Source organism: Asticcacaulis sp. YBE204 (genome assembly GCF_000495855.1).
Classification (GTDB): domain Bacteria; phylum Pseudomonadota; class Alphaproteobacteria; order Caulobacterales; family Caulobacteraceae; genus Asticcacaulis.
This window is the reverse complement of record NZ_AWGF01000004.1, coordinates 45,743-61,087: the sequence shown is the minus strand read 5'-3', so window position 1 is coordinate 61,087 and position 15,345 is coordinate 45,743. Positions and strand designations below refer to the sequence as shown.

General features: G+C 62.2%; 14 protein-coding genes. 5 read left to right on the top strand and 9 right to left on the bottom strand.

Going from position 1 to position 15,345, the window contains the following annotated elements; all coding sequences use genetic code 11:
- Window positions 1-56: 56 nt before the first annotated feature.
- From AEYBE204_RS27420 to AEYBE204_RS27390, 7 genes are all read right to left on the bottom strand, one after another.
- On the bottom strand, window positions 57-1,265 hold the full coding sequence (locus AEYBE204_RS27420) for a phage major capsid protein (protein WP_023461653.1): 1,209 nt from the start codon (window positions 1,263-1,265) through the stop codon (window positions 57-59).
- A gap of 92 nt (window positions 1,266-1,357) precedes the next feature.
- Window positions 1,358-1,804, bottom strand: a complete 447-nt coding sequence (locus tag AEYBE204_RS27415) for an HK97 family phage prohead protease (RefSeq protein ID WP_023461652.1) — start codon at window positions 1,802-1,804, stop codon at window positions 1,358-1,360.
- On the bottom strand, window positions 1,801-2,025 hold the full coding sequence (locus AEYBE204_RS27410) for a hypothetical protein (RefSeq protein WP_023461651.1): 225 nt from the start codon (window positions 2,023-2,025) through the stop codon (window positions 1,801-1,803). The genes AEYBE204_RS27415 and AEYBE204_RS27410 overlap by 4 nt, the downstream gene beginning before the upstream one ends.
- Window positions 2,018-3,217 (bottom strand): phage portal protein, encoded by a 1,200-nt coding sequence (locus AEYBE204_RS27405; RefSeq protein ID WP_023461650.1) that lies wholly within the window; start codon window positions 3,215-3,217, stop codon window positions 2,018-2,020. Before AEYBE204_RS27405 ends, AEYBE204_RS27410 begins: the two co-directional genes overlap by 8 nt.
- A gap of 123 nt (window positions 3,218-3,340) precedes the next feature.
- Complete coding sequence (locus tag AEYBE204_RS27400; RefSeq protein WP_023461649.1) at window positions 3,341-4,528, bottom strand: DNA-packaging protein; 1,188 nt, start codon at window positions 4,526-4,528, stop codon at window positions 3,341-3,343.
- Entirely contained in the window at window positions 4,476-4,904 is a 429-nt protein-coding gene (locus AEYBE204_RS27395) for a hypothetical protein (protein ID WP_023461648.1), read from the bottom strand. Before AEYBE204_RS27395 ends, AEYBE204_RS27400 begins: the two co-directional genes overlap by 53 nt.
- A 493-nt stretch (window positions 4,905-5,397) precedes the next feature.
- Entirely contained in the window at window positions 5,398-5,865 is a 468-nt protein-coding gene (locus AEYBE204_RS27390) for a YcgN family cysteine cluster protein (RefSeq protein ID WP_031230157.1), read from the bottom strand.
- 216 nt (window positions 5,866-6,081) lie between these two features.
- Here AEYBE204_RS27390 and AEYBE204_RS27385 point away from each other — a divergent pair, with 216 nt between their 5' ends.
- From AEYBE204_RS27385 to AEYBE204_RS27375, 3 genes are all read left to right on the top strand, one after another.
- Window positions 6,082-7,905, top strand: a complete 1,824-nt coding sequence (locus tag AEYBE204_RS27385; protein ID WP_023461646.1) for an ABC-F family ATP-binding cassette domain-containing protein — start codon at window positions 6,082-6,084, stop codon at window positions 7,903-7,905.
- 401 nt (window positions 7,906-8,306) lie between these two features.
- Entirely contained in the window at window positions 8,307-9,497 is a 1,191-nt protein-coding gene (locus AEYBE204_RS39435) for a hypothetical protein (protein ID WP_023461644.1), read from the top strand.
- Between the two features lie 10 nt (window positions 9,498-9,507).
- A complete protein-coding gene (locus tag AEYBE204_RS27375) occupies window positions 9,508-10,593 on the top strand; it encodes a DUF2336 domain-containing protein (RefSeq protein ID WP_023461643.1) in 1,086 nt (361 codons plus the stop codon).
- A 1-nt stretch (window position 10,594) separates the two neighbouring features.
- Here AEYBE204_RS27375 and AEYBE204_RS0120055 read toward each other — a convergent pair whose 3' ends face one another.
- On the bottom strand, window positions 10,595-11,332 hold the full coding sequence (locus AEYBE204_RS0120055) for a hypothetical protein (protein ID WP_155908299.1): 738 nt from the start codon (window positions 11,330-11,332) through the stop codon (window positions 10,595-10,597).
- Between the two features lie 15 nt (window positions 11,333-11,347).
- Between AEYBE204_RS0120055 and AEYBE204_RS0120050 the strand changes: the two genes are divergently transcribed.
- Window positions 11,348-11,710 (top strand): endonuclease domain-containing protein, encoded by a 363-nt coding sequence (locus AEYBE204_RS0120050; RefSeq protein ID WP_031230154.1) that lies wholly within the window; start codon window positions 11,348-11,350, stop codon window positions 11,708-11,710.
- Between the two features lie 151 nt (window positions 11,711-11,861).
- Here AEYBE204_RS0120050 and AEYBE204_RS27370 read toward each other — a convergent pair whose 3' ends face one another.
- Window positions 11,862-13,883, bottom strand: coding sequence for a M3 family metallopeptidase (locus tag AEYBE204_RS27370; protein ID WP_023461640.1), 2,022 nt, complete (start codon window positions 13,881-13,883; stop codon window positions 11,862-11,864).
- Between the two features lie 174 nt (window positions 13,884-14,057).
- Between AEYBE204_RS27370 and pelA the strand changes: the two genes are divergently transcribed.
- Entirely contained in the window at window positions 14,058-15,344 is a 1,287-nt protein-coding gene (gene pelA, locus AEYBE204_RS27365) for a pectate lyase (protein WP_023461639.1), read from the top strand.
- Window position 15,345 lies beyond the last annotated feature (1 nt).

Below are 15,345 nucleotides of genomic sequence, written 5' to 3'. Positions count from 1 at the left end.
TTGCCCCCTCATCCGGCTTCCTGCGGAAACCACCTTCTCCCTCAGGGAGAAGGAAGTTACGACGCCGCGATCTTCAGCACCTTGATCGCGTCGAAGTTCTGCACGCCGCCGCCGACGCGCTTGGTCGTATAAAACAACACGTACGGTTTCGCTGAATAGGGATCACGCAGCACGCTCAGGCCGGCGCGATCGACGATCAGATAGCCCTTGGCGAAGTCGCCGAACGCCACCGGCAGGGTGCTCGCGCCGACATCGGGCATGGCCTCGATCTCCTGCACCGGATAGCCGAGCAGCTGCGGCAATTGCCCCGCCTGCGTCGATGGCTGCCAGATATACTGACCGTCCGAACCCTTGAACTTGCGGATCTTGGCCGCCGTGCGGCGGTTCATGACGAAGTGCGCGTTCGGACGATACTTGGCCTCGGTCGCATAGGTCAGGTCGATCAGGGCATCGACCGGGCCGGACGACGCAAAATCCGCCGCCGCGCCCGACACGATATGACCGATCTGCCCCCAGGTCGCCGAGGCGTTGGCGGCGGTCGTGTAGTTGAGGAACCCCTTCGGCTTGTTGGTGCCGTTGCCGATGACGAAGGCCTCGGTTTCCTGTGCCGCAAAGCTGTCCTCGATCTCGGACGCCAGCCATTCGTCGAGATTGATGAAACTGTCGTCGAGCAGGGCCTGCGTGGCCGCCGGAGACGCATAAAGCTCCGCCGCCGGGAATTCCAGAAGCGCCAGCGTCGCCGGATCGGTTTCCGGACGTGCGGCGGCCTCGGCGACCCAGCCCGCGACGACGCCGGCGGTCGAGACCGGTTTCTTGAATGTTGCCGCGCCGACCGTGCGGACGGTGGCCAGCGAGCGCATTACTGATACCTGCGCCAGACGGCGTTCGACGAAGCGCTCGGTCTCATAGGGTGCCAGCGCGCCGGAACCCGACGCGGTGGACAGCCCGGCCTTCAGTTCCAGCGTTACGCGGCCCGAGCGCATATAGCCGTCCCAGGCGGTTTTGGCCTCGGTCTGATCCGGTTGCGCGGCGGCGATATCCGGGCGCGCCTTCTGGCTCAGCAGGCGGTCGAGGCGTGCCTGAGCGGCATTGAGGTCGCGGTCGATGCGCTCGACCTTGTCGTCGAGCAGGCCGTCGCCCTGCTTCTTTTCCAGCGCGTCGAGGCGCTGATCATTGGCCGATTTGAAGGCCTCGAAGGCCGACAGGACTTCGTGCAAGGCCGCCTTGACCTCGGTCGAGGCGGTGACGTGTTTCGTTTCGTTCATATAAGTCTCCTTCTAAATCCCCTCGCCCTTTGGGGAGAGGGTGGTGCGAAGCACCGGGTGAGGGGGAGTCCGGGACGCCTATGGCAGCCCCCTCACCCCAGCCCTCTCCCCATAGGGGCGAGGGGGTATTCTTCTTGAACGCGCCTGAACCGCGCGCTGCTCAGCATCGGAAACGTCACCAGCGACACCTCCCACAGGGCCACGGCGCTCAGAACGCGCAGCCGCCCGGTTTCGTCAAAGCGGCTCTTTTCGGTGCGGAACCCGATGCTCAGACCGTCGATCACACCCGCCTCAGCCAAGGCCATGACCATGCGACCTTCGGGCGTCGCGTCGATAATCCGGCCCCGGACGAACAGCCCGGTCTCGTTCTCGACCACCTCATCCCAGACGCCGATCGGGGCCGCGACCTTGTGCTGGTAAAGCATCCGCACGCCTTCCGGCCCGGTGCGCAAAAGACTGTCGCGAAAGGCCCCCGGCACGACGACATCGTCGTTGAGATCGCGCTCGTAAAACCGCGAGGCGTAGCCTTCGATGATCATATGCGCGCCTCGTCCAGCTTGATTTCGATCCGCGCCAGAGCCGCGCGTGTGGCCAGCGCCTGTTCTTCCAGCCGCGCCAGTCGCTCGACCACCCCGGCCTGCTGCTGAAAGCGCGCCTCCAGCGTGTCGAGCCTCGCCCCGGCGCGCCCGAACCACATCAAAGCCGCCGCCGATTGCAGGATGATCGTCATGATCACCCCGCCGGTGAAAATCTCACTCATATGAATCTCCGTGGTCGGAGGGTTGGGCGGCTACGGCGCTCAACCCCGCCAGACGCCGCTTTTCGCTGGCGTCCATGAAGGTCGAGGCCTCCAGCCGCGCCCACAAAGCCTCGCGCTCCGCCGACAGGGCGGGCAGGCCATCGATATCGGCGACGATACGCGCGCCGGGGAACTTCGGACTGAGCCAGTTCGACAGCGACCGCGTCGTCTTTTCGACCAGCGGCAGGACCGTATGACGCCAGAAGGCGGCATTGGCCTCGCGGTAGTTGGCGTAGGCATTGTCGCCTGGGATCCCCAGCAGCTGTGCCGGGATGCCGAAGGCGAGCGCGATGTCGCGCGCCGCGGCGTGCTTGCCTTCGATAAAATCCATGTCGGCGGGCGACAGCGACATCGGCTTCCAGTCGAGCCCGCCTTCGAGCAACAGAGGCCGCCCGGCATTATCGATCCCGGCATGATCCTCGGTCAGTTGCGTCTTCAGCCGTTCGAACTGCTCGGCGCTCAGGCGATCCGACGCCTTGCCGCCATAGACCAGCGCCCCGGACGGTCGCGCCGCATTATCGAGCAGGGCCTTGTTCCAGGCCCCCGACGCATTGTGAACGTCGATAGCAAAGGCTGCGGCCTCCAGCGGCGAAAAGCCGTACCAGTCGTCGAGCGGGTGCCACAGCTTCAGGTGCAGGACCTTCAGCCAGCCGGTCTCATCGCGGGCGATCCGCGTCGTCCGTCCACTGACCTTATAGTCGTAAGCTTCGGGCCAGCCCTTGGCATTGGGCACGACCTGCACGCGCTCGGACCGCAGGGCCCACAGCTCGAACGGTTGATCGTCGATTTCGGCGGCCTCGATATAGGCGTTGCCGGCGGTTTGCAGCGAGGCATAGAGCGCCTCGCGCAGATCGGCCCCGCCCTGTTCGGCGTTGGGGCGTTCGAGCAACGCTGCCAGCGGATGCGCCGTGTCGTGCCGCCCGTCGCAATCGACGCGCAAGGGCACCGACGCCGCGGCTTCGGCGATCATCCGCACGCAGCGATAGGCGACGGCGTTTTTCGCAAAGCCTTCGCGGGCGAGGGCTTCATATTCGCGCGGCGTCCACTGCGCCCGCCCCTGCCCTGTCAGGGCGATCAGGGCGCGGGTTTGCGAGTCCTTGGTTTCGGGCACAGAAGGTCGCCGCCCGAAAAGGGTGTTGAAAAAATCAGGCATAATGTCCTCGATGAATCCCCTCTCCCCGTGGGGAGAGGGTGGTGCGAAGCACCGGGTGAGGGGGAGTCCAAGACTCCGACAGAAGCCCCCTCACCCCAGCCCTCTCCCCACAGGGAGAGGGAGCTATAATCTGCGCATCCGGGGCTCCGCTCTTCCCGTGATCATCAGCGCCGTGATCGCCCAGACCAGCGCATCGGCGCGGTCCGGCGAATGGCGCATCTCCTCCGTCCCCAGCCCCATCATCTCTTCTTCGAGGGCGACAAAGCGGCCCGTATGGACCACCCGCCCCTGTTCGTAGAGCGCGGCGACCGGCTCGGCGCGGGCGCGTTTGCCGACGCGGGCGTGGACCAGTTCGACCGGCGCGTCGCACCCGGCACCGACCAGCACCTGACGGACCATGTCGCCGCCCTGATTGGCTTCGGCGACGACGCGATGGGCGTCGTATTCGGCGATCTTCGCCGCCACCACCGCTGCCCAGCCCTGCGGCGTGGCCCCCGACAGGGTCGCGTCTTCGAGCACATAGGCCCGATTGTCACGTCGTCCGGCGACCACGATCCCGCAGGCGTCGCCCGTGCTGGACACAGGCGGATCGACCGCCACCACCAGATCGTCGAACGCCGGGGGCCGGTTGCCCAGACAGCGGCTGAGATCCTCGGCTCGCCACAGGGCGCGGCGGTCGTCCTCGACCACCAGCCCTTCCAGTTCCTGCGCCGCCAGCCGCGTCCCGCCGTAGAGCCCTTTCAGGCCCTCCAGAAACGGATCGGCCAGATTGAAATAGTTGCTCGCCGTATTGGACCGCGTCATCACCGTGCCTTTTTCGGCCATCAGCGTCTTCAGCGCCCGCCCCGGCTTCGGCGTCGTCGTGACGCACAGTTGCGGTGCATTACCCAGTCGCAACCCCATCCGTAACATCGCCAGAACCTCCGCCGGTTGCCGCCAGGCGCAGAACTCATCCGCCCAGGCGTAGTGAAATTGCGGGCCGCGCAAACTTTCCGGGTCTTCCGCCGAATAGGCGTAGGCCACGGCCCCGTTCGGCCACCTCAGCCGCTTGCGCGACACCTCGTAAGACGGGCGATTTTTCGGGTCAGCGATGGCCTTGAGGCCCGACGGCCCTTCGATCATCACCTCGCGCACATCGTGCAGGGTCGGCCCGACGAGGGCGAAGCGCAGCCCCTTGGCGATCAGCGACTTGACCCACTCGGCCCCGGCGCGCGTCTTGCCCGCGCCGCGCCCGCCGAGAAACAGCCAGGTCAGCCACTCACCCGGCGGCGGCGTCTGGGCCTCGGTCGCGTAAAACGCCCACTCCGTCATCTTGGGCCGCCAGGTCGCGCTGTTCTGCTGCTTCCGCCAGAAGGAAATTTCTTCGTTGCTCAGCCATGCCAAAGAGCTTGCGTTCAAGCTTGAGTCCCCAGCTTTCGCGAGCGTCCTGATCGTCTCCAGATCCGTCGGTTTCGTCGGTTTCCATGTCGTTGTCTCCGTCATCGCCCACCATTTTGTGGATTTGCTCGGCCGCCTTGGCGACGACCAGAACGACCTTGGCCCTTTTTTCCAGCAGATTGAGCGCGTTCAGCGACGGTGCCTGTTCGGCATCCTTAATCAGGCTGTCAGCCAGCGTCATAAGCTGGCTGATCTGCTTTTGGCGGATGACCTTGAGGTCGGCGGGTTTGAAAGGCGTGTCGTTTTCCATGCCTCAACAATAAGCCGCCGCCGGAGTGCGGGGAGATTTGGGCGTGATAAAAACGCAACCCTCTGATCGGATTTATATAATTCTTATCTGAGCCGGGGACAGGCCTATGTCGCGCTTATCCGCTGCGGTGCAAAAACTGTCACACAATTCGCCTATAACGACGTCATTGGAACTTCTTGATGCGGGCGTATTCAGCATCGCGACTTTAGTTTGCGTCTTTTTATTTAAGTGTTTCAAAACCAAAACAAGCCGCGGTTCGCCGCGGCTTTTTATTTGGACAAAGGTGAGGCTTCCCCCTTCATACCTCCCCGGTGTACCGGGGAGGGGGACCGCACGACGCGCGAAGCGCTAGATGCGGTGGTAGGGGCCTTCTCTGTCGTGACACCGCGCTCATCGGGCCACAGATATATTCGCGACCTCTACGCGAGCCCCCCACCGTCTGCTCACTTCGTTCGCTTCCACCTCCCCCGGCACGCCGGGGGAGTAGAAGATGCTATTCCTCGTTATCCGTCTTGTCTTCCAGCAGGTCGAACGCCGCAAAATCAAGCGCGTCTTCCGGGTCATCCAGCGCGTCTTCGGAGATCGTCTGACCGCGCACCGACACCCCCGCGCGGTGGACGCTTTCGCGGTCCCCCGTCAGCAGATAGTGCCAGCGCGGCAGGTCCTTGCCTTCGTGCAGGCGACGATAGGCGCAGGACTGCGGCATCCATTCCAGCGCCTCGATGTTGTACGGCGTCAGCTTGATGCAGTCGGGGACGTATGTGTGCCGCTGCGGATAGTTGGCGCAGGCGCAGGTCTGGCTGTCGAACAGCTTGCAATGGACGCGGGTGGGGATGATCTCGCCGGAGTCTTCGTCCTCCAGCCGGATCAGGCAGCACAGACCGCAGCCGTCGCAGAGCGATTCCCACTCAGGTACGGTCATTTCAGCAAGCGTTTTGGTCTGCCAGAAGGGTTGGGTCATGGAGGTTTTCATCCTCCCCTGTAGCGCAGCGTACGAGGGAGGTGGCTGCGAATGGAATGAGCAGACGGAGGGGGGCAAACCTTGTGGCCTGCCCCCTCCACCACTTCGTGGTCCCCCTCCCCCGCTCCGCAGGGGAGGATTTAAGCGGCTTATCTCTTTGACAGAGGATAAAATCAAGCGCTTTGCAAAATCCCTTTCACCCTGTACACCGCCGCCATGAACGCACGTGCCCCCCAAAAAGCCCCGCTGATCGCCCTCAAAGACGTCCGCCTGATGGACGGCATGAACCCGCTGTTCGACGGTGTCGACCTGGCGCTGGACAAGGGCGTGCGCGCCTGCCTTGTCGGTAAGAACGGCGCGGGCAAATCCACCCTGATGCGGCTGATGGCCGGGCTGATCGACGCCGACTCCGGCGAGCGCGTCGTCATGCAGGGCCTGCGTTACGCCTATGTGCTTCAGGAACCCGAGCCCGTCGGCGAGACCGTGCTCGACTGGCTGGTCTCCAACGGGGCCGAACACTACATGGCCGAGGCCGAACTGTTCGCCTTCGGCCTTGCGCCCGACACCAAGTGCGCCTCATTGTCCGGCGGGGAAAAGCGCCGCGCGGCGCTGGCCAAGGCCTTTGCCGAAGAACCCGATCTGATCTTCCTCGACGAACCGACCAACCACCTCGACATCTTCGCCATCGAGACCCTCGAAGACCAGTTGCGTCAGTTCAAAGGCGCGGCCCTGATTGTCAGCCACGATAGAACCTTCCTTGAGCGCGTCACCCAGCGCTGCTACTGGCTCTACGACCGCAAGATCATGCGGCTCGACAGCGGTTACACCAACTTCGAGGCCTGGTCGGACAAGATCGTCGAGGAACAGGCCGAGTCCCTGCGCCGTCTCGAAAAGGCCATCGAGCGCGAAACCAAGACCTTCTATAGCTCGATCACCGCCCGCCGGACGCGCAACGAAGGCCGCGCCGCGCGGCTGAACGCCATGCGCGCCGACGCCGCCGAACGGGTGAAGAACCTCGGCAAGACGATGGAAATGAGCATCGATTCCGGCAGCACCTCGGGCAAGCTGGTCGCCGAACTGAAGCACGTCTCGAAGGGCTTCGGCGACAAGGTTCTGCTCAGCGATTTTTCCACCCGCATCATTCGCGGCGACCGGCTGGCCATCGTCGGCCCGAACGGCGCGGGCAAATCGACCCTCGTCAAGCTTTTGATCGGGCAGATCGAGGCCGATGCCGGGGAGATCAAGCTCGGCACCGCGCTGGAAGTCGCCTATCTCGATCAGGGCCGCGACACGCTGAAAGGCGACGAGACCCTGTGGGACGCGCTGGCCAATTCCGGCTCGGATCAGATCATGGTGCAGGGCAATCCGCGCCACGTCGCCGCCTACGCCAAGGACTTCCTCTTCCGCGACAATCAGTTGCGTCAGCCGGTCAAGTCGCTGTCGGGCGGGGAACGCAACCGCCTGCAACTGGCCCGTTCGCTGGCCAAGGCGACCAACCTGCTGGTGCTCGATGAGCCGACCAACGACCTCGACATGGACACGCTCGACCTGCTCGAAGACATGCTGTCGGATTACGACGGCACGCTGATCCTGGTCAGCCACGATCGCGATTTTGTCGATCGTCTGGCGACGTCCACGCTGGCCCTGAACGGCAAGGGCCGCGCGGTCGAAACCCCCGGCGGCTGGCAGGATTTCCTGCGTCAGAACCCGGATTTTTTCGAGGAGCTAAGCCATAAGGCCCCGACGGTGAAGGCGGTTAAAGCCGCACCGAAACCCGTGGCTGCACCGGTCAAGGCGCCTGCCAAGAAGCTCAGCTATAAGGATCAGAAGCGCCTCGAAGACCTCAACGCCTTCATGCCGAAATGGCAGGCCGAGATCAAGAATACCGAAGCGGCATTGAGCGATCCGAACCTCTATGCGCGTGATCCGAAAAAGTTCGATGCGCTGATGACGGCGCTGGATAAACTCCGTACCGATCTCGAAAACGGCGAGATGGAGTGGTTGGAGCTTGAGGAAAAGCGCGAGGCACTCAACCGCTGATAAAGACGGGGATAAGAATCGCGTGACTTTTTGAGTGGGATATGATAACTCTAAACGGCAAGGCGAGAGGCTTTACGGCCCCTCACCCCGCCGCTTAGAGTTTGAGTCTCACTTGACTGATAATCAATTTGCAGGTGACAATCAGTTTTGTGAGGCTCAACCTAGCGGAGACGCTGAAACGAAGTTTCATAGCGCTCTCCATTAAGCTACCGGATGAAATTACCCGGCGCACCACCATAACGCACATGGTTAAGGCTGCATAGAAAATCATTTCAACTTATGATTGCGCGCCTGATGCGGCATCCTGTCACCGCAAAAAAATCACTGTTCCATTAGGTCAATATTAAATCGTCTTGGTTAAGCTCGTGAGGTTGCAACACCTCCGCTTAAGGCCCCAGCCTATGATGAACCGCTTTCACACGCCGTATCTGACCGTCACTTTGACGGGGATAGGCCTTGTGCTGGGCGGTTCCGCGCTGGCCAATCCGGGCCAGTTGACGTGGTCGAACAAGCGTCCCCTGCCGTCTTCGGTCAGCGAGACTACTCCGGCCCCCGACGCTCAAAAATTCGAAAAAGCCCTGCCCAATGCCGCCACCGGCAACGAGGGCTTCCAGATTCCCCCCTCACCCTATGGTCAGGTCGGCAATCCCTATCGCCGCGAACTGAACTGGTCGAACAAGGGCAAAGCCCCCACCGAACAGGTCGCCCGTCAGGTGCCCGCGCCACAGCCGCAAATGCAGTCGCAGCCTAAATTAGAGGCACGCGCCGAACCGAAGCCAGAGCCTAAGCCTGAGCCAAAAGCGGTTCAAAAGGTTGAAAAGCCGGTCGAACTGACCGCGAACTGGACGCCCGCCCCAACACCGCGGTTTGAGCCGAAAGCGCCTGAAATCAAACCTGATATCCGCCTTCAGGCCGCGCCTCAGCCAAAAGTCGAACCCAAGGTCGAGCCGAAAATCATTGCCGCACCAACGGTCGAGACGGTCAAGAAAATCGACTCGCCGATACCGCTGCCGACGCCCAAGCCCCCGGTCGTCACCGCCGAAAAGCTGGGAACGCCCAAACCTGAGGTAAACCCTCAGCCGAAACCGGCGACCGACGGCACCTATCAACTGCCGGCCAACAGCAAATACGCTGGCAAGGTCGCGCCGGTACTGGAAGGCAAGGAAGTGCCGAAAGTCGTGGCAAAAGCCGAACCAAAGCCCGATCCCAAGACGGTCTCTGCCGCTCAGAAGGAAGTCGCCAAGCAAGCCGACGCCGCTAAGACCGTGGCCAAGACCGACGCGAAAAAGGCCCCAGAAAAAGACCTGAAACTGGCCGCCGCGACCGAAAGCGAACCCCTCACTCAGGCCGTCGAGCAAGACCCCTACGTGCCCTTCGTCCCGGGCAGCCGCGCCACCAATGCGTCGCAAACGCCGCGCTATTACTCCTTGCACCGCGCCTATGGCTACGAGCCCGATCCCGCCCCGCACGCCGGTGGCGAACTGGCGCTCGATCCGGCTACGGTTCAGACCAAAGACAAACCCAAAACGCCTGCCAAAGACGAGGTGCAAAAAGCGCCCGTTCCCACATCGCAAGATACCTCTAAGAAATAGGGCCGCCTCCATGTCCGCAACGCTCAACCATCTGATCGAACTGGCTCAGGAACCGTCGTCGGCCAAGCGCCGCGAACTGCTGCGTCAGGTGACCAACGTCTTCATGTCGCACCCCGAAGAGATCGCGGGTCCGGAAATGGCGCTGTACGACGAGGTGATGAGCCAGTTGTCGGCCGAGATGGAAACCGTGGTCCGCGCCGAAATCGCGCTGAAGCTGGCCAATGCCAAGACCGCGCCTCTGGGCCTTCTGCGCCGTCTGGCCTCGGACGACATTTCGGTCGCCGAACCGATCCTGACGCGCTCGAAATCCCTGTCGGAAACCGACCTGCTGCACGTCGTCTCGACCCAGGGTCAGGACCACCTGCGCGCCGTCTCGCGCCGCGAAGACGTGCCGGAATCGGTGTCGGGCGTTATCGTCGAGCGCGGCGACGACACCACCGTCAACACCCTTCTGCGCAACGATGGCGCGCGCCTGTCGCGGGCGACCAACGAAGCCGTCGTCCAGCGCGCCCAGACCAGCCCCGCCCTGCACGAAGCCGTCGTCAACCGCAAGGACATGCCGGCGGATCTGATGAACGACATGTATTTCGTCGTCGAAGCCCGTCTGCGCGAACGCATCATGCAGGAAAACGCCAAGCTCGATCCGTCGGTGATCGAACAGGCCCTGTCGAAGAGCCGCAACACGGTGGCCATCGCCAACGGCTCCTTCCCGGCGGACTATGAGAAGATCTGCGCCGAGGTCGAAGCGCTTTATACCAACCACAAGCTGACCCCGTCGCTGCTGGCCAAATATATGCGCGACCCGAACCCGACCTGGTTCCTGTGCGCCCTGGCGACCATGGCCGACATCGATTTTCTGACGGCGAAACACGTGGTCGAAAAGCGCGAGATCGACGCTTTGGCCATTGCCTGTAAAGCCGCCGACCTCGAAAAGTCGCTGTTCCTGACCTACGCCATGATCATGCTGGCGACGCAGGAAAACGCGATGGGCCGCGCCTCGGAATACGGCAAGCTGTACGAAGCCCTGCCGAAGGAAACGGCGATGCGCACGATCCGCTTCTGGCGCCTGCGCCGCGCCGAAGGTCACGCGGCGTAAGTCAGGTCTCTGTTTCCAGAGCCCTTCGGTCCTCGGCCAGTTTAACGAGATCGGCAAGGATGCTTTTATCGGTTCTTTGGGCCGCCGCATCGCCGTGGGACCGCGACAGAGCCCAATGAAACGCCAGTCGAGCCAATTGAAGACAGTCTTTTGACCGAAAAGTTTTACCGAGTTCCCAGTACGCACCGGCAATCGTCTGGTAAACGCTCTGGATCATAAAATCATCCTGATGGCTCTGCGCCAAACTATACTGCGTATCGAAACGAAGCCCCGCCATGGCCAGTTCAAGGTCGTCGCGTTCGACGCCTCTGCGATAATAGTAAGCCCGGTTATTCGGGTTTTCCCCCAGTGCCAAAACCACCGCATAGGCCTGATCTGATTTTGTAGGGAGTGGCAGCAAGGGCAGATTTTCCCCCTTGCGCAATTTCCATACCGTCGCATCTTGATAAAGGCGGTCGGCTTCCATTTGGGCTTCTGAAGCTGCCGGATAGAAGATCTGACGATTTATACGCACGCCATTCCGATCTTTCGTAGGCCGTATAATCAGCAGTCCCAGAAAGATTCCCCCCACCGCAACCAGCCACCACACATGCGGAGCAAGACTTGTCATCAACGCTTCGATAAACGCTATAGCTGACGTAATCATCTTTCCCCCATCCATCTCAATCGTAAACTGGCGTCCAGAGAATGACAATATCGGGCGATGATTAATGGGGTATGGCGCAGGTTGCAATTCCACACTACGCTCTCGCTTATGACATCCCGCCTGAAATACGAACTCGCCCGACAACAGCGCAGGGCCATGAGCCCGCCAGAGGTACGGCTTTGGGTCAGGCTGCGCAGTCGCGCCACGGGCAATCTGGTCTTCCGACGGCAGCATCCGGTCGGGCCATATGTGCTGGATTTCTACTGTGCCGAGGTCAAGTTGGCCGTCGAAGTCGATGGCGTTCACCACACCGAAGACGACCGGCGTGTGCGCGATGAAATGCGGGATAAGTGGTTGGCCGAACAGGGTATCCGCGCCCTGCGCATTCCGGCGTTCGAGATCATGCTCGATGCCGACGAGGTTGCGACGGGTGCCTATGCGGTCGCTCTGGAGCGCGTCGGGAAGGTCTGAGTCATACCCCTCCGTCAGCCCTGCGGGCTGCCACCTCCCCACTGCGTAGGGAGGAGGGAGCGTGTTGAAACGCCCTCCTCCCTATCGAGCGTTAGCGATGATGGGGAGGTGGCAGCGAGCCAAAGGCGAAGCTGACGGAGGGGTATCTAACCTATTTCTTCTGCAATTCCGCCTTGAACGCCTCCAGACTCAAGGGCCGCCCAAGGAAGTTCTGGATCAGCACATTGGCGTCCTGCGACCCGCCGGGCTCAAGGATTAGTTTGCGGTACTTCATCGCTACCGCCGGGTTGCGCATCCCCTGCGCCTTGAACTGCGTGAACAGGTCGAGCGCGATCGCCTTCGACCACACATAGGTGTAATAGATCGCCGAATAGCCATCCAGATGCCCGAAGCCCGCATAGTCGTGCGTCCCCTGCATCGGCGGGAAGTTGGAATAGCGCGCGATCTGGCTGTTGTACATCTGGCTGAGGTCGAAGTCCGGCTTGCGGTTATAGAAGTTGAGCGACACCGCCGCCAGACCGAGCTGACGCTTCCACTTGCCCGGTTCGCCGAAGCGCCGTCCGGCGTTCATCTTGTCGACCAGCGCCTTCGGAATCGGCTCGCCCTTCGGGTTCGAGGCGAAGGTTTTCAGCGTATCGTAGTCCCAGGTCCATTCTTCCAGCAGTTGCGACGGGGCCTCGATGAAGTCCCATTGCAGATTGCCCATCGACTGGTTCGCATACTGCGTATGGCCGGAATAGAGGCTGTGGATCAGGTGCCCGAATTCGTGCAGGAAGGTCTCGGCGTCCTCGTGGTCCATCGGGCCGGTGGCCGGGAAGTTGCAGATCAGCGCGCCGATGGGGGTCTGCTTGCCCTTGACGCCGGTGCGGATCGGGAACTGCGCCGCGTGGTTATACTTGCCGTCGCGCGGGTGCATGTCGAGATAGAAACGGCCGATCAAAGCCCCGCCCTTATCGTGCAGCTCCCACGCCGTGACGCTCTTGTCCCAGACGGGTGTCGCCCACGGCTTGAACTCGGCGCCGAACAGGTCGGAGATCAGACCGAATATGCCCTTGCGCGTTTTATCGTAGGTGAAATACTGCCGCACCGCCTCGGCATCGACGGCGTATTTCTGGATACGCAGCTTGTTGCTCATGTACGAATTGTCGTAGCGCTCCAGCGTCGTGATCGACGGATCGACAGTCTTGGCGAAGGCCAGAAGCTCGGCATAGTCGGCATCGGCGGCGGGCTTGGCGGCGACATTGACGTCGTCGAGGAACTGCGCGGCGCGTTGCGGCGAGCCGATCATCTTGTCGGCGGTGATCAGGGTCGCGTAGTCGGGATAGCCGAGTGTGGTGGCCAGCTCATACCGCTTCTCAAGCAGCGATTTCAGCACGGCTTCGTTGGCCGGATAGCCGCGGTTGGCAAAGCCGGTGACGGCCTTTTTCCGCGTGGCGCGCACATCGGCAAAGTCCATCAGCGGGAAGATGTCGGGATAATCATAGGTAACGTGGATCAGGCCGTCGGCACCGGGCTTATGCGCGTCGAGATAGTCCTGCGGCAGGCCTTTGAGATCTTCAGGTTTGAACGTCAGATCGCCCTTGTCGTCGCGGATATTGGCGCCGAACTTGATACCGATTTCGGTGATTTCGGTCTGGAGCTTCGTCACCTTGGCGCGCGTCGCGGCGTCCTTATCGACCCCCGCCAGCTTATAGTTGGTCAGCACCTTTTGCAGCGTAAACAGGGTCTTGGCATCCAATCCCTTCTGCGGAATGGCCGACAGGCGATCATAGATCGGCCGCGACAGAGAGATCGAGGTGCCGAGGTCCGACAGCTTGGGCAGGACGGCTTCGGCGGCGTCGCGCACGGCCTTGTCGGTCGCGGTCTGCGACAGGAGGTACATGTCGTTCGAGCCGTCGCCCAGGACCATGACCAGCGTATCGAAGGCGGCGAAATCCCCGGCGACGGTCGCCGGTCCCTTGCGCGCTTCGAGGGCGATTTTCAGCTTGGTCGACAACGCCAGGAGGGCCTCGGCGCGTTTGGTGACGCTGGCCGCCGTCTGCCCGGTCAGGGGCCGGATCGCGAGGAAGGCCAGCACCTCGACATCCGGTCCGGCGGTCGCCGCCAACGACGGCGAGGTGAAGAACGTGGCGGCCATAAGGCCCGCCATAAGCGAACGACGCGAGGTGTGCATGGTGGCTCCCAACCCTGATTGAACAGGCGCGAGGCTATGCCGAACTGTTTTCTTTGGCAACCATCCTTTAAAAAGGCACAAATTCAGGGGTGAAATCAATTTTCATGGACGGATTTTCTTTTGCGCTGCGTAATGCTACCTATAGCAAAAATCAAAATACTCAGGGAAAACGCCATGAACCGCCGCCATCTGCTCGCCAGCCTTGCGCTGATGCCCCTTCTGCCGGTCGCGGCGCAGGCGGCGAAAATCGGCACCAATACGCCGTTCCTGCCGTTGAGCGCCGAACGCATCGCCAAACTGCCTGCGGCCGAGCGGGCGGCATGGACGGCCTATCTCAAGCGCTCGGCGGCCCAAATGGCAGCGGACAAGGCCGCCTTGCGCGCCGAGCGCACCGGGCTCAAAGAATTCCCTGCCGACCCCAAGGACGGCAACGGCAAGCCGACCATGCCGCTGGATAAACCCGACGCGTGGTACGCCTCCGACGAAGCGAAGATCGTCACCGCCAATATCCTCAGCTTCCAGACCCCCGCCGGCGGCTGGGGTAAGAACCAGCCGCGCAACGCTCCGCCGCGTCAGCGCGGTCAGGCCTATGTCATCGGCGAAGAACCGGTCAAACCGGCCGGCGATTTCGACATCCCCGCCGATCCGAAGTGGCACTATGTCGGGACCACCGACAATGGCGCCACGATCATGGAGACGCGGTTTCTGGCTCGCGTCGCCACCGCGACCGGCGACAAGGCCGCGCAAGCCGCCGCCATTCGCGGCCTCAACTGGTTCCTTGAGGCACAGTTCCCCAATGGCGGCTGGCCGCAGGTGTGGCCGGTCGAAGGCGGCTACCACGACGCCCTGACGCTCAACGACAATGCCATGATTTCGGTCGCCTCGATCGTCGGCGACGCCGGAACCGGTCAGGGCGATTTCGCCTTTCTGCCCAAGGATTTGCAGACGCGATTGGCCGCCGCCGAACAAAAGGCGCTGGCGGTTTTCCTCAAAACGCAGGTGATCATCGACGGCCAGCCGACGCTTTGGGCCCCGCAATACGACGCCCTGACCCTGACGCCCTGTTCGGCGCGCAATTTCGAGATGCCGTCGCTCAGCTCGACCGACAGCGGCGCGGTGTTGCTCTATCTGATGAAGCAATCGACGCCGTCGCCAGCCTTGAAAACCGCCATCCACACCGGTATCGCGACCCTGCAACGCCTCGCCATCCCCGACATGGACTTCACGTATGTCGAGGCCATCGACGCCCGCCGCTTTATCGACAAGCCCGGCGCCAGGCCGATCTGGGGCCGCTATCTCGATCTGAAGACGCTGAAACCGATCTTCGGCGACCGCGAAAAGAACATCTACGACTCGGTCGCCGACGTCGAAAAGCAGGGCAAAAAGGGCTATGCCTGGTACAGCCGCAACCCGCAAAAGGCGCTGGACGCCTATGTGGCGTGGAATGCGGCAAATAGCTAAA